This is a genomic window from Pseudomonas sp. DCB_AW, from assembly GCF_026240895.1.
GTDB lineage: Bacteria > Pseudomonadota > Gammaproteobacteria > Pseudomonadales > Pseudomonadaceae > Aquipseudomonas > Aquipseudomonas kermanshahensis.
Map to the genome: position 1 here is coordinate 1 of NZ_JAPFCE010000082.1, position 20750 is coordinate 20750.

At 64.1% G+C, this 20750-nt stretch carries 17 protein-coding genes; 5 read left to right on the plus strand and 12 right to left on the minus strand.

Going from position 1 to position 20750, the window contains the following annotated elements; genetic code table 11:
* Positions 1–97: 97 nt before the first annotated feature.
* The 5 genes from OO306_RS25085 to OO306_RS25105 all read right to left on the minus strand — a co-directional run bounded on the left by OO306_RS25085 (position 98) and on the right by OO306_RS25105 (position 6071).
* Positions 98–556, minus strand: coding sequence for a GNAT family N-acetyltransferase (locus OO306_RS25085; protein ID WP_085274007.1), 459 nt, complete (start codon positions 554–556; stop codon positions 98–100).
* 108 nt (positions 557–664) lie between these two features.
* Positions 665–1483: an ethanolamine ammonia-lyase subunit EutC gene (gene eutC / locus OO306_RS25090; protein ID WP_265970165.1), complete on the minus strand. Its 819-nt coding sequence runs from the start codon at positions 1481–1483 to the stop codon at positions 665–667.
* A gap of 8 nt (positions 1484–1491) precedes the next feature.
* On the minus strand, positions 1492–2886 hold the full coding sequence (locus tag OO306_RS25095; protein ID WP_027594933.1) for an ethanolamine ammonia-lyase subunit EutB: 1395 nt from the start codon (positions 2884–2886) through the stop codon (positions 1492–1494).
* A 49-nt stretch (positions 2887–2935) separates the two neighbouring features.
* Positions 2936–4384 carry an ethanolamine permease gene (gene eat / locus OO306_RS25100; RefSeq protein ID WP_099428234.1) on the minus strand — a complete coding sequence of 483 codons (1449 nt, stop codon included), beginning with the start codon at positions 4382–4384 and terminating at the stop codon, positions 2936–2938.
* Between the two features lie 166 nt (positions 4385–4550).
* The gene (locus OO306_RS25105; protein WP_099428235.1) at positions 4551–6071 is read right to left on the minus strand and encodes an aldehyde dehydrogenase family protein; all 1521 of its coding nucleotides are present in this window, start codon (positions 6069–6071) and stop codon (positions 4551–4553) included.
* A gap of 255 nt (positions 6072–6326) precedes the next feature.
* Here OO306_RS25105 and OO306_RS25110 point away from each other — a divergent pair, with 255 nt between their 5' ends.
* The 4 genes from OO306_RS25110 (at position 6327) to OO306_RS25125 (ending at position 10659) form a co-directional block, all read left to right on the plus strand.
* The gene (locus tag OO306_RS25110) at positions 6327–8333 is read left to right on the plus strand and encodes a sigma-54-dependent Fis family transcriptional regulator (RefSeq protein WP_265970166.1); all 2007 of its coding nucleotides are present in this window, start codon (positions 6327–6329) and stop codon (positions 8331–8333) included.
* A 66-nt stretch (positions 8334–8399) separates the two neighbouring features.
* A complete protein-coding gene (gene mpl / locus OO306_RS25115) occupies positions 8400–9749 on the plus strand; it encodes a UDP-N-acetylmuramate:L-alanyl-gamma-D-glutamyl-meso-diaminopimelate ligase (protein ID WP_085274005.1) in 1350 nt (449 codons plus the stop codon).
* Positions 9746–10375, plus strand: coding sequence for a flavin prenyltransferase UbiX (gene ubiX / locus OO306_RS25120; RefSeq protein WP_027594938.1), 630 nt, complete (start codon positions 9746–9748; stop codon positions 10373–10375). Before mpl ends, ubiX begins: the two co-directional genes overlap by 4 nt.
* On the plus strand, positions 10372–10659 hold the full coding sequence (locus OO306_RS25125) for a YceK/YidQ family lipoprotein (protein ID WP_265970167.1): 288 nt from the start codon (positions 10372–10374) through the stop codon (positions 10657–10659). The genes ubiX and OO306_RS25125 overlap by 4 nt, the downstream gene beginning before the upstream one ends.
* Before the next feature lie 42 nt (positions 10660–10701).
* On the opposite strand, the gene OO306_RS25130 is transcribed toward OO306_RS25125, so the two are convergent.
* From OO306_RS25130 to OO306_RS25160, 7 genes are all read right to left on the minus strand, one after another.
* On the minus strand, positions 10702–11346 hold the full coding sequence (locus tag OO306_RS25130) for an oxidoreductase (protein ID WP_027594940.1): 645 nt from the start codon (positions 11344–11346) through the stop codon (positions 10702–10704).
* 27 nt (positions 11347–11373) lie between these two features.
* Positions 11374–13107, minus strand: coding sequence for a C13 family peptidase (locus tag OO306_RS25135; RefSeq protein ID WP_265970168.1), 1734 nt, complete (start codon positions 13105–13107; stop codon positions 11374–11376).
* Positions 13108–13269: 162 nt separating this feature from the next.
* Positions 13270–13530: a hypothetical protein gene (locus OO306_RS25140; RefSeq protein WP_265970169.1), complete on the minus strand. Its 261-nt coding sequence runs from the start codon at positions 13528–13530 to the stop codon at positions 13270–13272.
* Positions 13531–14230: 700 nt separating this feature from the next.
* Entirely contained in the window at positions 14231–15337 is a 1107-nt protein-coding gene (locus OO306_RS25145) for an acetoin dehydrogenase dihydrolipoyllysine-residue acetyltransferase subunit (RefSeq protein ID WP_265970170.1), read from the minus strand.
* Positions 15334–16356 carry an alpha-ketoacid dehydrogenase subunit beta gene (locus OO306_RS25150; protein ID WP_186682121.1) on the minus strand — a complete coding sequence of 341 codons (1023 nt, stop codon included), beginning with the start codon at positions 16354–16356 and terminating at the stop codon, positions 15334–15336. Before OO306_RS25150 ends, OO306_RS25145 begins: the two co-directional genes overlap by 4 nt.
* 33 nt (positions 16357–16389) lie before the next feature.
* Positions 16390–17367 (minus strand): thiamine pyrophosphate-dependent dehydrogenase E1 component subunit alpha, encoded by a 978-nt coding sequence (locus tag OO306_RS25155; RefSeq protein WP_027594944.1) that lies wholly within the window; start codon positions 17365–17367, stop codon positions 16390–16392.
* Positions 17368–17389: 22 nt separating this feature from the next.
* Positions 17390–18445, minus strand: a complete 1056-nt coding sequence (locus OO306_RS25160) for an ATP-NAD kinase family protein (RefSeq protein ID WP_265970171.1) — start codon at positions 18443–18445, stop codon at positions 17390–17392.
* A 283-nt stretch (positions 18446–18728) separates the two neighbouring features.
* Here OO306_RS25160 and OO306_RS25165 point away from each other — a divergent pair, with 283 nt between their 5' ends.
* Entirely contained in the window at positions 18729–20582 is a 1854-nt protein-coding gene (locus OO306_RS25165) for a sigma-54-dependent Fis family transcriptional regulator (protein WP_265970172.1), read from the plus strand.
* Positions 20583–20750: the final 168 nt, after the last annotated feature.

The window sequence follows — 20750 nt, forward strand, 5'->3', positions numbered from 1 at the left end:
GAGGCCGGTGCCAGCAGTAGAGATTAACAGTGCTAGCACCGGCCTCTTCGCAGCACAAGGCTGCGCCTACAGGTACAGGTGATAAGGCCTGCGCAGGTCAATCCTGATGGATCGGCAGGATGTAGCTCTCGAACTCGGTGTCCTTGCGAAAGCCGATGGACTCGTAGGTCTTTTGCGCTGCCTCATTGTTGGCGCTGGTCGACACCCGCATCCGCACGGCATTGGTCTCTTTCGCCATCTTCTTGGCCTCGCGCATCAGGTGGTCGGCCACCAGCATGCGTCGCGAGTCTTCGGCCACATAGATGTCGTTGAGAATCCACACGCGTTTGAGCGACAGCGACGAAAAGCTTGGATACAGCTGGCAGAAGCCGAGCAATTTGCTGGCATCGTCATCCGCCAGTGCCAGGTAAATCACCGACTCGTCCCGCTTCAGGCGCTTTTCCAGAAAGCTGCGTGAGCTGTCCGGGTAGGGCAATTGCCCATAGAACTCGCGGTATTTGACGAACAGGGGGGTCAGCAGGTCGAGGTGTTCCAGGGTTGCCTTGATGATACGCATGTGCGGCCCTCAGGATCCATTTGGGGAAACAGCGGATTGCCAGCCGCTCTCAACAGCATGCTGCCTAATGCGTGCGAGAAGCGCAATCCGCCTTCCGTGACATGATTTTTACCCTTTTCCGAGCAGAAAGTTTCCTTTTTGGCTGGCGGGGGTATCGCTCTCCAGGCTATGGACCTCGGCTTCGTCCTTCAGATTCACCCCGGAAAGCTGCCGGCGACAGGCTTCACGCATCAGGTACAGCAAGCGGTGGGCCGCCATGCCATAGCTCAGGCCCTCAAGGCGCACGTTGGAGATGCAGTTGCGGTAGGCGTCAGTCAGGCCGACCCGCGGCGCGTAGGTGAAATACAGGCCGAGGCTGTCGGGCGAGCTCAACCCCGGGCGCTCGCCGATCAGCATCACGGTCATCCGTGCGCTCAGTAACTCGCCAACCTCATCGGCCACGGCCACGCGGCCCTGTTCCACCAGCACCACCGGCGCGCTGGTCCAGCCGTCGGCAGCGGCCTGTTCCTCGAAACGGGTCAGAAACGGCAGGGTATGGCGGTGCACGGCTAGGGCCGAGAGGCCGTCAGCGACGACGATGGCCAGGTCGACACCGCCCGGGTTGGCCTGGGCATGCTGGCGCAGGGTTTCGATCGAGTCTTCGTTCAGCCGCCGGCCCAGGTCCGGGCGCTGCAGGTATTGGTCGCGGTCGTGGGCGGCGCTGTGCAACACCAGGCTGTCGCGCCCGCGGTCACTGAGCTGGGCGGTCAGCCCGGCATGGTCGAAGGGCAGGTGTACGGCATCGCGGGCCTGGGCATGCGCGAACTGGAAGTCCAATTGTGCGCCGGTCGGCAGGCTGGTGCCGGTGCGGCCCAGGGCGATACGGGCCGGGGTCAGGGTACGCAGGGCCAGCCAGGGGTTGTCGGGGGTTACGGTGCGAGGGTCCATGGTCATCCCTATGCAAGCTGTGCCAACGCCTGGCGGAACGCCGGCGGCAGGTTGTCACCAAAGCGCACCCGGCCATCGGCCTGGGTAAAGATGCCGGTGCGCGCCAGCCATGCTTCAAATTCGGGGCCGGGCTTCAGGCCCAGGGTCTGGCGCGCATACAGCGCGTCATGGAACGACGTGGTCTGGTAGTTGAGCATGATGTCGTCGGAGCCGGGGATGCCCATGATGAAGTTGATCCCGGCCACACCCAGCAAGGTCAGCAAGGTGTCCATGTCGTCCTGGTCGGCTTCGGCGTGGTTGGTGTAGCAGATGTCGCAACCCATCGGCACGCCCAGCAGCTTGCCGCAAAAGTGGTCTTCGAGGCCGGCGCGGATGATTTGCTTGCCGTTGTACAGGTACTCCGGGCCGATGAAACCGACCACGGTATTGACCAGAAACGGCTTGAAGTGCCGGGCCACGGCGTAGGCACGGGTTTCGCAGGTCTGCTGGTCGACGCCGTGGTGGGCGTTGGCCGACAGGGCACTGCCCTGGCCGGTCTCGAAATACATGAGGTTTTGCCCAAGGGTGCCGCGCTTGAGCGACAGGCCCGCTTCGTAACCCTCCTGCAACACGTTGAGGTTGATGCCAAAGCCTGCGTTGGCAGCTTCGGTACCGGCGATCGACTGGAACACCAGGTCCAGCGGCACGCCACGGTTGATCGCTTCGATCGAGGTGGTGACGTGGGTCAGCACGCAGGCCTGGGTGGGGATGTCGTAGCGCTGGATGATTGCATCGAGCATTTCCAGCAGGGCACAGATCGAGGCGATGCTGTCGGTGGCCGGGTTGATGCCGATCATGGCGTCGCCGTTGCCGTACAGCAGGCCATCGAGGATGCTGGCGGCGATGCCAGCGGGTTCGTCGGTCGGGTGGTTGGGTTGCAGGCGGGTCGACAGGCGCCCGCGCAGGCCCATGGTGCCGCGGAAACGGGTAACCACGCGGATCTTCTGCGCCACCAGGATCAGGTCCTGGACGCGCATGATCTTCGACACCGCCGCCGCCATTTCCGGTGTCAGGCCCGGCGCCAGCGCGCGCAGGCTGTCTTCGTCGGCTTCTTCGCTGAGCAGCCAGTCACGCAGGCCGCCCACGGTGAGGTGGCTGACCGGTGCGAAGGCCTGGGCATCGTGAGTGTCGATGATCAGGCGGGTGACCTCGTCCTCTTCATAGGGGATCAACGCCTCGGTCAAAAAGTGCGTCAGCGGGATGTTGGCCAAGGCCATCTGCGCGGCGACCCGCTCACCGTCGTTGCTGGCGGCGACACCGGCCAGGAAATCCCCAGAACGCGCGGGGCTGGCCTTGGCCATCACGTCCTTGAGGCTGTCGAAGCGGTAGACCAGGTGGCCTACCGTGTGTACGAAACTTGCCATACAGATTCTCCAGAGCGCCGCGGGGCTGGCCCGCGGCGGGTGTCGGCGATCAGTGCAAGGCCTCTTCGGCCTTCTGGATCGCGGCGAATTCCTCTTCCGGTGTGCCCGCTACCAGGTGGTGGCGGCTGTAGAACGCAAAGTAGGCAATTAATACTCCATAGATCACCGCGGCGCCAATCACAACCCGCGGGTCGACCAGGAAGCCCGCCACCACGGCGATGCACGCCAGTACCAGGGCTACGCCCGAGGTGAAGACGCCGCCCGGGGTGCGATACGGGCGTTCCATTTTCGGACGGCGGATGCGCAGGGTGATGTGTGCAGCCATCATCAGCACGTAGGACAGCGTGGCGCCGAACACCGCGACCAGAATCAGCAGGTCGCCCTGGCCGGTCAGCGACAGCCCGAAACCGATGAGGCCGGGGATGATCAGGGCCAGGACCGGCGCTTTGCTTTTGTTGGTCTCGGAGAGTTTGCGCGGCAGGTAGCCGGCGCGGGACAGCGCGAAGATCTGCCGCGAGTAGGCATAGATGATCGAGAAGAAGCTGGCAATCAGGCCAGCCAGGCCGACCAGGTTGACGAAGCTGCCCATCCAGGTGGAACCGCCATAGGCTTTGGACAGTGCCTCGACCAGTGGGTTACCGGAGGCCTTGAGCGCTTCGGAACCCGCCGCGCCAGGGCCGATCACCAGGATCAGCAGGGCGAAGGCCAGCAGCACCAGCATCGCGCCGATCAGGCCGCGGGGCAGGTCGCGTTTTGGGTTCTTGGTTTCTTCGGCGGCCAGCGGCACGCCTTCGACGGCGAGGAAGAACCAGATGGCGTAAGGGATTGCGGCCCACACGCCGACGTAGCCGAACGGCAGGAAACTGCTGGCGCCAGCGGCGTCGGTCTTGGCGATGTCGAACAGGTTGGCTGCATCAAAATGGGGCACCATGCTCACCAGGAACACGCCCAAGGCAATGGCGGCAATGGCGGTGATGATGAACATCAGCTTCAGCGCTTCGCCGACGCCGAAGATGTGGATGCCGATGAACACGATGTAGAACGCCAGGTAGATGACCCAGCCGCCGATGCCGAACAGTGACTCACAATAGGCGCCGATGAACACGGCGATGGCCGCCGGGGCAATGGCATATTCGATGAGGATGGCCGTGCCGGTAAGAAAACCGCCCCATGGGCCAAAGGCGCTGCGGGCAAAGCCGTAGCCGCCGCCTGCAGTGGGGATCATCGACGACAACTCGGCCAACGAGAAGCACATGCACAGGTACATGGTGGCCATCAGCAGGGTGGCGAGGAACATACCGCCCCAGCCGCCTTGGGCCAGGCCGAAGTTCCACCCGGCGTAGTCGCCGGAGATCACATAGGCGACCCCGAGGCCAACCAACAGCACCCAGCCTGCTGCGCCTTTTTTCAGTTCACGTTGCTGGAAATAGTCCGAACCGACTTTTTCGAAGTCGACAGAAGAGCCTGCCGGCACATTACCGGAATGATCGCTTGGCATAGTTTCACCTGTTGTTTTTCTTGGTGGCCGGAGGGACTTCCAGCCCATGGTGATAGGTACTGCAGGAAGCGAGCCAGAGCGGTTCGTGTGCGGGAACCGCTTTGGCTTGTGGTGGTGATGAACCGCTGCGGAGGGCTGCAAAGCAGCCCCCGCAGCCATCTCAGGTTTAGAAGAAGCCCAACGGATTGATGTCGTAACTCACCAGCAGGTTCTTGGTCTGCTGGTAGTGATCGAGCATCATCTTGTGGGTCTCACGCCCAACGCCGGACTTCTTGTAACCGCCAAACGCGGCATGCGCCGGGTACAGGTGGTAGCAGTTGGTCCACACGCGGCCAGCCTTGATGCCGCGGCCCATGCGATAGGCGCGGTTGATGTCGCGGGTCCACACACCGGCACCCAGGCCGAACTCGGTGTCGTTGGCAATCGCCAGGGCTTCGGCTTCGTCCTTGAAGGTGGTGACGCTGACCACCGGGCCGAAGATTTCTTCCTGGAACACGCGCATCTTGTTGTTGCCCTTGAGCAGGGTCGGTTGGATGTAGTAACCGGTCGACAGCGCGCCTTCGAGTTTTTCCACCTTGCCGCCGGTCAGCAGCTCGGCGCCTTCTTCCTTGGCAATTTCCAGGTACGACAGGATCTTCTCGAACTGCTGTTGCGACGCCTGGGCGCCGACCATGGTGTCGGTGTCCAGCGGATCCCCACGCTTGATCTGCAGGACCTTCTTCATCACCACTTCCATGAACTGCGGGTAGATCGACTCCTGCACCAGGGCACGCGACGGGCAGGTGCACACTTCGCCCTGGTTGAAGAATGCCAGCACCATGCCTTCGGCGGCCTTCTCGATGAAGCTCGGCTCGGCCTGCATGATGTCTTCGAAGTACACGTTAGGCGACTTGCCGCCCAGCTCGACGGTGGACGGGATGATGTTTTCGGCGGCGCATTTCATGATGTGCGAGCCGACCGGGGTCGAACCGGTGAAGGCGATTTTGGCGATGCGTTTGCTGGTGGCCAGCGCTTCGCCCGCTTCACGGCCATACCCCTGGACGACGTTGAGCACGCCTTTGGGCAGCAGGTCGCCGATCAGCTCCATCAGTACAGTGATGCCCAGCGGGGTCTGCTCGGCGGGTTTGAGGACCACGCAGTTGCCTGCGGCCAGGGCTGGGGCGAGTTTCCACGCGGCCATCAGCAGCGGGAAGTTCCACGGGATGATCTGCCCGACCACGCCCAGAGGCTCGTGAATGTGATAGGCGACGGTGCCTTCGTTGATTTCGGCAGCGCCGCCCTCTTGGGCACGGATGCAACCGGCGAAGTAACGGAAGTGATCGACCGCCAGCGGGATGTCGGCGTTGAGGGTTTCGCGGATTGGCTTGCCGTTGTCCCAGGTTTCGGTAATGGCCAGGACTTCAAGGTTCTGCTCGATGCGGTCGGCGATTTTCAGCAGCACGTTGGAGCGGTCCTGGACGGACGTGCGGCCCCAGGCATCGGCGGCGGCGTGGGCGGCATCCAGGGCTTTGTCGATGTCTTCGGCAGTGGAGCGGGGAAACTCTGCGATCAGCTTGCCATTCACCGGGGAGGTGTTTTCGAAGTACTGCCCCTTGACCGGAGCTACGAATTCACCACCGATGTAGTTGCCGTAGCGGCTCTTGAAGGAAACCTTCGCGCCTTCGGTACCGGGATGTGCGTAACGCATGGTGTGTCTCCTGGCTATTGTGTTTGTTAGGGAGTTGAAAAGCGTAGAGCAAAGGTTGGGCCAGTGTTTTGAGGGTCTGCTAAATCAAGCACTTAGCGTAATTTTCAGAGGGCTGTGAAAGCCCGCTGTGCCAGCCGTGGTACGGCCTGTGTGACACTTTGTGCCATTTGCGACACGCTGCCAGCAGGTGCATTGCAAAGGCCCGCCGGGTGGAGGATGCTGGCTGAACGCTCGATCTGCGGAGAACCACAACACATGCAGAGCAATCACTTGAGTCGCCATGCCCAGCAAGTGCATACCGTTGCCCACGGTGAAGCCGGGGCGGGCGGCAGTGACCCGGCGATCGCCCGGTCCTGGCTGCGCTGCCTCGAGGATTACCACCTCGACCCGACGCTGATCGAGGCCCCCGTGGTGCTTGAACACGGGCGCTTGCTGGAAACCCGCGAGCGCCTGCACCAGGTGCTGAAAATTGCCGACGCCGAGATGAACAGCCTGCATCAGCAGCTCTCTGGCGCTGGCCATGCGGTGCTGCTGACCGATGCCCGTGGGGTGATCCTCAACTGTGTCAGTGCACCCAGCGAGCGGCGCATCTTCGAGCGGGCAGGGCTGTGGCTGGGCGCCGACTGGAGCGAAGCGCGCGAAGGCACCAACGGTATCGGCACCTGCCTGGTCGAGCGCCAGGCCCTGACCATTCATCAGCACGAACACTTTCGTGGCCGCCACACCGGCCTGACCTGCTCGGCAAGCCCGGTGTTCGACCCGCATGGCGAACTGCTGGCGGTACTCGACGTGTCGTCGGCGCGGCCCGATGTGTCGCGGCAGAGCCAGTTCCACACCATGGCCTTGGTCAACCTCTCGGCGAAGATGATCGAGAGCTGTTATTTCCTGCGTCATTTTCAGCAGCAGTGGCTGCTGCGCTTTCATCTGCAGGCTGAGTCGGTCGGCTTGTTCAGCGAGGGCTTGCTGGCCTTCGAGGGTGACGGGCGGATTTGCGCCGCCAACCAGAGCGCGCTCAACCTGTTGGGCACCGTTCGCGGTGGCGTGCTGGGGCAACCGGTGGAGCGGTTTTTTGCTTGCAGCCACGACGAACTGTTCAGCCGCGCCGTGCCGGGCGGCAGTACCGTCTGGCCGTTGCAGACACGCGACGGCCGCCAGGTGTTTGCCAGCCTGCGAGGCCAGGCGCGTACGCCGGTCTGGTCAGTACCGCTCAGCCAGCCCCAGCCCCAGCGTGCTGAAGCGCCAGGCATCTGCCTGCTCGACCCGGCGTTGCAAAACGACTTCCGCCGCTGCGTGCGGGTATTCGAGCGTGATGTGCCGCTGCTGTTGCGTGGCGAGACCGGTTGCGGCAAGGAGGCGTTCGCCCAGGCCGTGCACCAGGCCAGCCAGCGTCGCGGCAAGCCGTTCGTGGCGATCAACTGCGCCTCGATCCCAGAGAGCCTGATCGAAAGCGAGCTGTTCGGTTATCGCGGTGGCAGCTTTACCGGCGCACGCAAGGAAGGCATGCGCGGCAAGCTGCTGCAGGCCGACGGCGGCACGTTGTTGCTGGACGAGATTGGTGACATGCCACTGGCCTTGCAGACGCGCCTGTTGCGGGTCCTGGAAGAGCGCCAGGTGGTGCCGATTGGCGGTGAGCCCCAGGCCGTGGACGTGCGCATCGTCAGTGCCACCCACCGCGACCTGCTGGAGCGGGTGGCGCAGGGCAGCTTCCGCGAAGACCTGTATTACCGGCTGAACGGGCTGGAGGTGGCCTTGCCATCAGTGCGTGAGCGCAGTGACAAGGGCCAGTTGCTGGACTTTTTGCTGCGTCAGGAAGCCCAGGGGCAACGGTTCGAACTGGAGCCCAGTGCGCGTCAGGCGTTGCTGGACTTTGCCTGGCCGGGGAACGTGCGGCAGATGCGCAATGTATTGCGCACGCTCGTGGCGCTTTGCGATAACACCTTCATCGGGTTCTCCGACCTGCCCGCGACTTTCCGGAGTAATGCGGCCCCTGTGGGGGCGGGCTTGCCCCGCGAAGCAGGCAACGCGGTGGATGGCACCGGCTTTGCCGGTGTTCGCGGGGCAAGCACGCTCCCACACGAGGAGCAAAACAGTCTCACCCACAAGAGCGCGCCAGTGCGCCTTGAGGACGCTGAGTGCGAAGCTCTGCTGTCAGTGCTGGAGGCAAAACACTGGCACTTGACCCGCGTTGCCGAGCACCTGGGCATCAGCCGCAATACTTTGTATCGAAAACTGCGCAAACACGGCATCACCCGGGTCGGCTGAGCGAAACAGCGGGTGCGATTTCCCGCGCCCTGGGCTACCCTGCCTCGATGTTTTGCGAGGTCGACCATGCATATTCACATTCTCGGTATTTGCGGCACGTTCATGGGTTCCCTGGCGGTCCTGGCCAAAGAGCTTGGCCACCGCGTCACCGGCTCCGACGCCAATGTCTATCCCCCGATGAGCACCCAGCTCGAAGCCCAGGGCATCGAGCTGACCCAGGGCTATGACCCGGCTCAGCTAGACCCGGCACCCGACTTGGTCGTGGTCGGCAACGCCATGTCGCGGGGCAACCCGGCGGTGGAATACGTGTTGAACAAGGGCCTGCCCTATGTCTCTGGCCCTCAGTGGCTGGCTGACCACGTGCTGCAGGGCCGCTGGGTATTGGCCGTTGCCGGTACCCATGGCAAGACCACCACCAGCAGCATGCTGGCCTGGGTGCTGGAGCATGCCGGCATGAGCCCTGGGTTCTTGATCGGCGGCGTGCCACAGAACTTCTCGGTGTCCGCGCGTTTGGGCGACACCCCGTTCTTCGTGGTCGAGGCCGACGAGTACGACAGTGCGTTCTTCGATAAACGCTCGAAGTTCGTCCACTACCACCCGCGCACCGCGATTCTCAACAACCTTGAGTTCGATCACGCGGACATCTTCCCCGATCTGGCCTCCATCGAGCGCCAGTTCCACCACTTGGTGCGCACGATCCCGAGCGAAGGCCTGGTGATCCATCCGACCACCGAACAGGCGCTGGAGCGGGTCATCGGCATGGGTTGCTGGACCCCGGTGCAAACCACCGGTGAAGGCGGCCAATGGCAGGCGCGCCTGCTCAGCCCCGATGGGTCGCGCTTCGAAGTGCTGTTCGAGGGCGAGGCACAGGGCGTTGTCGATTGGGCGCTGACCGGTCAGCACAACGTCGCCAATGCCTTGGCAACCCTGGCTGCGGCCCGCCATGTCGGTGTAGTGCCGGCCATGGGTATCGCCGGGTTGAGCGCCTTTAAAAGCGTCAAGCGGCGCATGGAGAAGGTCGCTGAAGTGCAGGGCGTGACCATCTACGATGACTTCGCTCACCACCCGACCGCCATCGCCACCACCCTCGACGGCCTGCGCAAGCGCGTAGGTGAAGCACCGGTGATTGCGGTGATCGAGCCGCGCTCCAACTCGATGAAGCTGGGTGCCCACCGCGATGGCCTGCCGGAAAGCGTCAACGATGCCGACCAGGTCATCTGGTACGCACCGGCTAACCTGGGCTGGGACCTGGCCGCCACGGCGGCGCAGTGCACCGTGCCGAGCGTGGTTGCCGACAGCCTCGAAGCGATCATCGAGCGCATCAAGGGCCAGGCACGGCCGGGCACCCACGTGGTGATCATGAGCAACGGCGGCTTCGGCGGCTTGCACGGCAAACTGGCCGAGGCGCTCAAGTGAGCGGGCCGGCGCGCATCACCCTGGCCATGACGGGCGCCTCTGGCGCGCAATATGGCCTGCGCCTGCTTGATTGCCTGGTGCGTGAGGACCGCGAGGTGCATTTCCTCATTTCCAAGGCCGCGCAGCTGGTGATGTCCACCGAAACCGATGTGTTGCTGCCGCCCAAGCCCCAGGCGATGCAGGCGTTTCTGACCGAATACACCGGCGCTGCCGACGGCCAGATCCGCGTGTATGGCAAGGAAGACTGGATGTCGCCGGTGGCCTCGGGCTCTGGCGCGCCGGCGGCGATGGTGGTGGTGCCGTGTTCCACGGGTACCTTGTCGGCGATTGCCACCGGTGCTTGCAACAACCTGATCGAGCGCGCTGCCGACGTCACCTTGAAGGAGCGCCGCCAGTTGATCCTGGTGCCGCGTGAAGCCCCGTTCTCGACGATCCACCTGGAGAACATGCTCAAGCTGTCGCAGATGGGTGCCGTGATCTTGCCTGCGGCCCCAGGCTTCTACCATCAGCCGCAGACCATCGACGACCTGATCGATTTCGTCGTTGCACGCATTCTCAACCTGCTGGACATCCCTCAGGACATGCTGCCGCGTTGGGGTGAACATCACTTTGGGGCGGATGATTGAAGCGAGCACTGTCGGGGTTGGTGGCGTTTGCGCTGCTCAGTGGCTGCGCCACGGTGCGCACGCTGGATGCCAACAAGCCAGGCGCGCCGGTGGTGTATGCCGGAACGCGGCTGGACCTGTATGTGATGAACGGCGGGTGCTGCCCAAAAGATCATTTCGGCGCGCTGGCGCCCGCCTACCCAGGCCTGGATCTGCCCGGTAGCCTGTTACTGGATACGCTGCTGCTGCCGTTGTCGTTGCTGACGGCAGCAGGCGTTGGCTTCCAGGCCACCGGCGGGCTTTGATTACGGTATTAACGCGTAATCTGTGCGGGAGCACGTGCGGCGTTAGTTTTTGCCCAGGCGGCGCAGTTCATCCGACTCGATCACCCGCACCCCGTCTTCTTCCTCCAGCGCCAGGCGCCACAGCGCCCGTGCCAGGGTGCACGCCTCGATACCCCGATACTTCCCAGGTATCAGCTTGGAAAGCGGCGAAATCAGTTGCTCGCCAAAGCGCGGCTCAATGCGATCACCCAGCAGCACCGACGGGCGGACGATGGTCAGCTGTGGCCAGTCCTGGGCCTTCAGCGCTTCCTCCATTTCACCCTTGACGCGGTTGTAGAAGATCGATGATTTAGGGTCGGCGCCGACTGCGCTGACAACCAGCAAATGGCGTGCACCGAGTTCCCGGGCGCGCTTGCTGAAGGCCACGACCATGTCCAGGTCGACGGCGCGGAAAGCCGATTCGGAGCCGGCCTGTTTGAGCGTGGTGCCCAGGCAGCAATAGGCGATATCGACACGCCCGGCCAGCTGCGGAAGAAACACCGCCGGGTCGCCCACTGGGTTTTCCAGGTGCGGGTGTTCGGCCAGCGGCCGGCGCGTAGGGGCCAGGACCCGGCTGATGGTCGGTTCGTTGAGTAGGCGGTCTAGCAGGTGTTCACCCGTCAGACCCGTGGCACCGGCAAGCAGGACATGCTGAGGCGTCAAATACATGATGTCTCTCCCTTGTTACACACAAGCTTAGTGGTTGCCGGGCTTTTTTTCCTGCTGCTCCACCGTCGCTTGTGCAGCATTGCGTAGCGCTTCCTCGGCCTGTTGCCGGCGTAGGTGCTGCCAGTGTGCCAGTACTGCTGGCGGCGCCCAAAGCTGCGGTTCAGAGGCTTCGAAACCGTCCTTTCGTTCTCTTTCGGCAACGCTGGCGCGTGCCAGTTCAAACGCCTGTTTCAGGTCGTCGGTCTGGTTCAGCGCCTCGGCGAACAGGGCATCGCCAAAGTAGGTGAAGTCGGCTTCCTCCGAGCAACCGAACGACACCCGATCGGCGCGGGCGGCGGTCATGATCACCGTGCGATCGTCTTTGAGCGGCGCGATGTAGCCCCCTGAATAGCAGGCCGAGATGACGATTACCTTGTCGCGCTCTTTCAGCGGTGCCAGGGCACTGGCCAGCTCGTCGGCGGACAGGTCGGCCAGTTGCAGGCGGGGTTGGTCGAGCACCAGTTGGTGGTCGTGGCTGCCGTGGCTGGTGAGGTAGATGAACACCAGGTCCTCGGGGCCGCTGCGTTCGGCCAGGGTACGGGCGGCGCGGGTGAGGTTCTCGCGGGTGGCCATGGGGCGGCTGGCCATGTGGTCCCGGTGGTTGACCAGGGTGACCTGGCCACGGGCGCCAAAACGGACCTTGAGCATGTTGCTGACATAGTCGGCTTCGCGCAGGAACACACTTTGCTGGCCATCGCCGGCCACGACCAGGCTGTATAACTGGATGGCCGGCGCGGTAGGCGGCACCCGTGCCAGCGCGTCCTCTAGCAGGCGGCCCTGGTTGAGCAAGGCCAGGTCCAGCGGGTCGGGCAACAGCGTGCCCTTTTCGTCGCGCACGCGTACGCCATTGACCCAAGTGCCACCCTCGACCTTGCCGTTGCTCAGGGTCAGCCGGCCTTTGCCATGGTAGGCATCGTTTTCGAAGGCGCCGATGTACTGGCTGCCGTCGGCCAGTTGCAGGTTGCCTTGGCCAGAAAAGTGCCAGTCAACGAAACCGCCTTTGTAATGGCTGCCATCGCTGCCGAGCAGTTCACCTTCGCCCACCAGTGAGCCATCCTTGAATTCGCCGATCCACACGTCACCTTCGGCGCTTTCATAGCGGCCGCGGCCTTCCAGGCGGTTGTCCTTGAACTCCCCGATGTACTGCTCGCCGTCGACGCTGTCGTAGGTGCCGCTGCCTTGCAGCAGGCCATCGACGAAACGGCCGCTGAACTGGTTGCCGCTGGCGTCGCTGCGCACGCCGGCGCCGTTCGGTTTGCCTTTGGCGAACAGGCCCTGGTAGCGGCTGCCGTCGGCCAGCTCCAACTCGCCTGCGCCTTCGTACTGGTCGTCCTTGAACTGGCCGCGGTAGGTCTGGTCGGCTTGCTTGAGGGTACCTTCACCGTCGCGTCGGCCGTGGCTGAAGGTGCCGGCATAGTGGCTGCCTGGCGTGGTCAAGTCGCCGAGACCCTGGAACAGGCCCTCGGCGAACTGGCCCCGGTAGACTTCACCGTTTTGGCCGTGCCACTCACCCTGACCATGCCATTGGCCGTCCTTGAAACTGCCGGCGTACCAGCTGCCATTGGGGTAGTCGATGCGGCCCTCGCCTTGCAGCAGGCCATTGACCACCTCGCCCCGGTAACGCCCGCCGTCGGGCAGGCGCGCGTCCGGAGGCAGTAGCGATTCGCCATCTCCGCACGCGGCGAGCAACAGGATCAGGGTGACAGGGAGCAGTGGACGCATGGTGGAGACCGGGCAATAGGTCTGCCGAGTATGACGCAGAATGGGGGGCTGAGACAGATAGGGCATAAGCAGATAAACAACAGGCCCGCAGGCTTTGTAGGAGCGCCCCGGCAAGGCCGCTCCAGTATCTGCGCTGCCCTTGTGGGCGGAGCAGTATCAATGCTAGGTGATGCTCCCGGCCTGGCGACGCAACAGCAACTCGGCCAGCGCTTTGGTCATCTGTAGGTGATGCACCGCATTGACCAGCATGTTGATGCCCGGCTCACCCGCATTGGCGCAGATGTATTCGTCCAGGGTGTCTTCGATACCGCTCATCAACTGGAGAGCATGGATCACGGCGTCTACCGAGGGCATGTCTTGGTTGATGCTGTAGAAGGGGCGGGAAGTCAGCGTTTTGGGTGGATCTGGGACAATCTTCTTCATAATCACAACTCACACGTCGGTTCAGAAAATAGCCTCCACAGGGTCCTTTCTCACGGGACTAGGGTGGCGACCGTGCACGGGGTGAGAAATCCGAGGACGTGTGAGCTCGGCCAGGCCGAAGCCTGCCCGCGCACGGCTGCCATGACGAATGCCGCAATCACACACCTTCGGGTTTCTCACGCCCGGTCACCAAACATGGCGACCCTGAGACGTTATCCCTGAGATGTTTCCCCGACAATGGAGCGACCTCCGACAGGCTCGTAGGATAATTCGCTTGATGATGAGAGCTGAAGCATTTCGTTTCAGGTTCGGAAATACCTTACAGATCGCGCGATGGCGGGGTGCATGTCGGGGGATTAGGTGGGGGCTGACAGGTGCAGGCCTTGATTAGGGCAGCGCCTGTGAGATCGAGCGCCGCCCGCGCGGCGCTTCGCAGCACAAGGCTGCTCCCACATCTGTTTCGGGCCAATTATTCCTGGGGCATGGGCGCGCGGCCTTCTTGGTGCCCGCCTCAATATCGCGTCGGACAAACAAGGCGGCCGCGTGCGCTGGCACAGGCGTCACTGGCCCGGAACAGATGTGGGAGCAGCCTTGTGCTGCGAAGCGCCGCGCGGGCGGCGCTCGATCTCACAGGCGCAGAACCCCTCAAGGCATGCACTTCTAAACCCAGACACCACCCCAAGCCATGCCCCTCATTCCCTCAATGCCCCCGCAAGAAATCCACCATCTTCCGGTTGACCTGTTCAGCCGCCTCCATCTGCACCATATGGCCAGCGTCCGGCAGTACCAGCACTTCGGCTTCCAGCCCGTCGGCATGGCTGGCCGGGATAATCGCGTCCTTGCCGCCCCAAATCACCAGCGCCGGGTGCTGCCCCAGCACGCCGCGCAGGTCGTGGCGCTGCTGGTCGCCCTCGGCGATGGCCGACACCAGCTGGCGCAGCGCCGCATCGACGCCCTCCAGGCGCTTGAACTTGAGCATATCCTCCAGCAATTGCCGGGTGACCAGCGCCGGGTCGGCAAACAACTGCACCATTTGCGGCTTGAGTGCATTGCGGTTCGCTGCAGCCACGAAACCTTGCAGGTACTGCCCGTTGATCGCAGCCCCAAGCCCTGCACTGGCCACCAGGGTGAGGCTGGCCACCCGCTGTGGCGCCAGGCGCGCCAGGTTGAGGCTGACAGCGCCGCCCATCGAGTGCCCGGCCAGGTGGGCGCGGGGGATGTCCAGGTGGTCGAGCAGTGCCAGCACGGTTTCGCTCAGTTCATCCAGGTCGCCGCGTTGCAGCGCCTTGGCCGACTCCCCGTGCCCCGGCAGGTCAAGGGCGATGACGCGACGCTCGGCCGCCAACGCCGGGTGGTTGAACAACCAGTTGTTCAAATCACCGCCAAAGCCATGCACCAGCACCAGCGGCGTTGCGCCTTCGCCCAGTTCGAACCAGCGCAACAGGCGGCCGCCCACGTCGGCTTTTTGCGGGGTTGGCCCTTGTGCCTGGTCGGCGCCACCTTCGGCGACGAATTCGGCCTGGAAGCGCTGCACCACGGCATCGATCTCGGCCTCGTCGGCTTCGCCTTCCACCACCACCGCCAGCAACGCGCCGACCGGCAGGGTTTCATCCGGCTTGGCCACCAGGCGGCGCAGTACACCGCTGAAGGGGGCTTCGACGCTGCTGCTGATCTTGTCGGTCTCGACGTCCAGCACTTCGTCGCCTTTGTTGATGGGGTCACCTTCCTGCTTGAGCCAGGTGTCCACCCGGCCCTCGGTCATCGACAGGCCCCACTTGGGCATGGTCAGCGTATGGATCTGGCTCATGCGGCGCTCCTTGCAGCTTCGATCACTTTGCGCACGGCGGCCTCGATCTTCGCCGCGTCGGGGATGTACAGGTCTTCCAGCGCATCGGAGAACGGCACCGGCGTGTGCGGCGCGGTGACCATCTCGATCGGGCCCTTGAGGGCGCTGAAGGCTTTCTGCGCCACCAGTGCGCTGATGTCGGTGGCCATGGAGCAGCGCGGGTTGGCTTCGTCGATCACCACCAGGCGGCCGGTTTTCTCGACACTCTCCAGGATGCTGTCTTCATCCAGCGGGCTGGTGGTGCGCAGGTCCAGCACTTCGCAGTCGATGCCTTGGCGGGCCAGGTTGTTGGCGGCTTCCAGCGCCACATGGACCATGCGCCCGTAGGTCACCAGGGTCACGTCGTCGCCGTCGCGCAGGAAGTTGGCTTCGCCGAACGGCACGCTGTAGACCTCTTCCGGCACCTCGCCCTGCAGGCTGTAGAGCAGCTTGTGCTCGCAGAAGATCACCGGGTCGTTGTCGCGTATCGCCTGGATCAACAAGCCCTTGGCATCGTATGGCGAGGACGGGCAGACCACCTTAAGGCCGGGGATGTGTGTCCACAGCGAGGTGAGCATCTGCGAGTGCTGGGCCGCAGCGCGCAGGCCAGCGCCGTACATGGTGCGCATCACCAGCGGGGTCACGGCCTTGCCGCCGAACATGTAGCGGAATTTGGCGGCCTGGTTGAGGATCTGGTCCAGGCAGCAGCCGGCGAAGTCGACGAACATCAGTTCGCACACCGGGCGCAGGCCTTGGGTTGCGGCACCCACGGCGGCGCCGACATAGCCGATTTCCGACAGCGGCGCGTCGAGCACCCGCCCAGGGAACTGGTGATACAGGCCCTTGGTCACGCCCAGCACACCACCCCAGGCGTCCTCTTCGCCGGGCGCACCGGCACCGCCAGCCACGTCTTCGCCAATGATGAACACAGTGCTGTCGCGGCGCATTTCCTGGGCCAAGGCTTCGTTGATGGCCTGCTGGTAGCTGATCTTTCTTGCCATGGTGATTCTCCTGTTGTTCTTGTAATCCGCGGCTCAGGGGTAGCTGACGTAGACGTCGCTGAGCAGGTCGGCGGGCTGTGGCTTGGGATCGGATTTGGCGCGGCGCACGGCGTCTTCGATCAGGTCTTCGACACGCGCATCGATGGCGTCGAGTTGCTCGGCGCTGAGCAGGCCGGCACGGGTGGTCTTGTTGCGGAACTGCATCAGGCAATCGCGGGACTCGCGCAGGTTCTTCACTTCATCCGGGGCGCGGTAGGTTTGCGCATCCCCTTCGAAGTGGCCGTAGTAGCGGCTGAGCTTGACCTCGATCAGCGAGGGGCCTTGCCCGGAGCGCGCACGCTCAATGGCGGCGCCCGCGGCTTCGTACACGGCGAAGAAGTCAAAGCCATCGATGGTCACGCCCGGCATGCCAAAGCCGGCAGCGCGGTCGGCAATGTGGTCGCAGGCCACCGACCAGTTCGACGCCGTGGCCTCGGCATAGCCATTGTTCTCGGCGACGAAGATGCACGGCAGGTTCATGATCGAGGCCATGTTCATGGCTTCGAACACGGCGCCTTCGTTGGAGGCACCGTCGCCGAAGAAGGCCACCGACACGTCATCGCGGCCCTTGAGCTTGGCGGCCAGCGCGGCGCCTGCAACCAATGGCGCACCGGCCCCGACGATGCCGTTGGCACCGAGCATGCCTTTTTCCAGGTCGGCAATGTGCATCGAGCCGCCCTTGCCGCCGCACACACCGGTTTTCTTGCCGTAGATCTCGGCCATCATGCCGTACACGTCTACGCCCTTGGCGATGCAGTGGCCATGGCCGCGGTGGGTCGAGGCGATGCAGTCGCTGTCACGCAGGTGGGCCATGACGCCTGCGGCGGACGCTTCTTCGCCGGCATAGAGGTGGACGAAGCCGGGGATTTCGCCGGTGGCGAATTCCACGTGCAGACGTTCCTCGAAGGCGCGGATGGTGCGCATCACTTCATAGGCATGCAGTAGTTGTTCTGTACTGAGTTGATTGGACATCTTGTTGTTCTCCAGGGTTGTCTCAACACGCGGTTGCAGGGTGTAGCCGGTGGCCGCGCGACACGGCCAGCAGGTGATGGCGGGCGGCGTGGGCCAGCACGGCCTCGACGTCCACGGTGAGCGGGCCTTGGTGCTCCAGGGTGATGGTGGGGGTGTCGTGCTCGGCGAATTCGATCTCGCGTTCGCCATCCAGGGCCAGGGTGCCGCTGCTTAGGCTCAGGCGATGGGCGACGCCCGGCGTCAGCACGCCGCTGGCGGTGATGCCGCAGCCTTGCAGCAGGCCAGGCGCCAGGGGCGCGAGCAGGGCCTGCTCGGCGCCGGGGTTCAGGCGCACCCAGGCGCCGTGCGGGTCCTGGCGTGACACCGGGCACCACAAGCCGCACAGGGCGGACAGGCCAATGGCATGGGGTTCGGCGAAGCAGGCGAACACCTCGCTGAGGTCTTCGCTGCGGCTCAGGGCGCGGGCGCCGATGAAACGCTGGGGCGAAACGGCGACTTCCACCAGTGCCCACTCGTCCAACTGCTGCTCGGGCACCTTCACCCGCAAGCGCTTGTTGCGGCGCAGGCCGATGCTGGCGGGCACGCGGCCGCTGGCGAGCAAGCCGCCCGCCAGGCCGGCGCTGGTGGCTTCGCGTAATTCCGGGAAGGCATTGTTGGTGCCGGTGGACAAGGTCAGCAGTGGGATGTCACCGGCTTCTGCTGCCACTGCCTTGTGGGTGCCGTCGCCGCCGAGCACCGCGATCATCGCCACGCCTTGGCCGACCATGCGTCGGGTGGCCAGGCGGGTATCGGCAACGGTCTGGGTCAATGGCAGGTCGAGCACCTCGATGTTCGGCCAGTGCTGATCGCGGGCAGCGGGGCCTTGGCTGGCCTTGAGCACGGCGGCGGCGATGCCGGTCATGTCGGTCGGCAGCAGCACCCGGCCGATGCCGGTGGCACCGAAGGCGGCCAACAGCCGCTGGATCGCCGACGCCTTGTCGGTGCTCGAATAGAGCCCGGCACTGGCGGTCAGGCGGCGCAGGTCACGGCCGGAGGCAGGGTTGGCAATGATCCCGACAGTCGGGGTGGGTTGCGGCATGGCGCACCTCGTATTCTTGTTTGTCAGGGACAGAGCAAGGGAGGTGCCAGCTTTGTTTCATCTGCCTGAAGTGGCTGTGCCAGAGCGGTCTGTGCGTAGGAAAGTGCGTGCGCCCAGCATGCCCGGCGAGACGCGGGGTACCAGGTTGCGGCGGCTTTTGCCGAGACGCTGAGACGCTGCGTCTCAAGCGAGCCGGTATTCACACAGTGCTTGTCGGGGCATGCCCGGAAGCGCTTAATGGCCGCACAACGATAAAAACAGCAATGAGAACCGGAGGGCCTGAATGCTTGCCGCGAACTCCCGAGCCCATGTCGACTGCGTCAGCCGGGTGCTGAAAAACGCCGACCGCCTGCCACAGGCACCGGTGCCGCCGCTGATCCTCGATTCCTGGCGCCGCTCCATGCACCTGTATCGCCTCGACCCAGGCTCCCAGCAGGGGCCACGTATCCTTTCGCAAAGCCTGCTCAACGAATGCCGAGAACGTGCCGAGCTGTTTCTGCGCATCGCCGGCGACGCCGTGGCACGGCTGCATGAGCAGGTCCGCGGCGCCGACTATTGCGTGCTGCTCACCGATGCCCAGGGGCAGACCATCGATTACCGGGTTGAGTCCGCCATCCGCAATGACTGCCGCAAAGCTGGGTTGTACCTGGGCACCTGCTGGTCGGAAGGCGAGGAGGGCACCTGTGGGGTGGCGGCGGTGCTGACCAGCAAGGCGCCGGTCACGGTGCACAAGCGCGATCATTTTCGCGCCGCCTTCATCGGCCTGACCTGCACGGCGGCACCGGTATTCGACCCACTGGGCGAGCTGCTGGGCGTGGTGGATGTCTCGGCCTTGCGATCCCCGGACGATCGCCGCAGCCAGCACCTGATTCGGCAGTTGGTCGAGCAGACCGCACGCGAGATAGAAAACGCCTTCTTCATGCACAGTGCCCAGGGCCATTGGGTGATGCGCGCGCATGGTACGCCGGGCTATGTCGAAAGCCAGCCCGACTACCTGCTGGCCTGGGATGCCGATGGCCGCCTGCAGGCAATCAACAGCCTGGCCCGGCAGCGCCTGGTGGAGCGCCTAGGCTGCTTGCCTGAGCACATCGGCGAGCTGTTCGACCTGGGCCAGCTGCGCTGCAGTAACGAGGCCTCGGCCCAACGCTTGCCAGGCTGGGGCGAACTGTATGGCCGCGTCAGCGCACCGCAACGGCGCCCGCGCCCGCAGCCTTTGCGCCAGGCACAGGACGCGCGCATCGAGCAGCACCTGCGCCTGGCCACGCGGGTCAAGGACTGTAGCCTGGCGGTGCTGGTGCAAGGCGAAACGGGCTCGGGCAAAGAGGTTTTCGCCCGCCAGTTGCACCGGCAAAGCCAGCGGCGCGAGGGGCCTTTCGTCACGCTGAACTGTGCGGCCATCCCTGAGAGCCTGATCGAGAGCGAGCTGTTCGGCTATGTAGCCGGGGCCTTTACCGGCGCCTCCAGCAAAGGCATGCAAGGGCTTTTACAGCAAGCTGATGGCGGCACCCTGTTTCTCGACGAAATCGGCGACATGCCACTGAACCTGCAAACCCGGCTGCTGCGCGTGCTGGCGGAGGGCGAAGTGGCGCCCTTGGGCGCGGCGCGGCGTGAGCGGGTGGACATCCAGGTGATCTGTGCGACACACCGAGACCTGGCGGCAATGGTGGCGGATGGGCGTTTTCGTGAGGACCTGTACTTCCGCCTGGCCAACGCCCGGTTCGCGCTGCCGCCGTTGCGTGAGCGGGAGGATCGGCTGGGTTTGATTCATCAACTGTTAGCCGAAGAAGCCGAAGCGTGCGGGGTAGAGGTGGTGTTGGCGGACGATGCATTGCAGGCGCTGCTGCTTTACCGTTGGCCAGGGAACCTGCGCCAACTGCGGCAGGTGTTGCGTTATGCCTGTGCGGTGAGTGAGGGCGGGTGGGTGCGGCTTGAGGATTTGCCGCAGGAGGTGCGCGGCGATGCCGTGGCGTCTGCTGAGGTGGATGCCAGCAGCCCGGCTCGGCAACTGTTGCTGGATGCGCTGATCCGGCACCGCTGGAAGCCGGCTGATGCGGCGCGGGCGTTGGGGATATCGCGGGCGACGCTGTATCGGCGGGTGCATGAGCACCGGATCGAGATGCCTAGAATGAAAGGGTGATGGGTTCGCCTCAGGATATTCAGCGCCTGTGGAATCGAGCGCCGCCCGCGCGGCGCATCGCGAGCAACGCTCGCTCCTACGTTTGTTTCGGGCCAATTATTCCTGGGGCAAACGCGCGCGACCGCCTTGGCGCATGACGCGATATCGCGTCGAACAAACAAGGCGGTC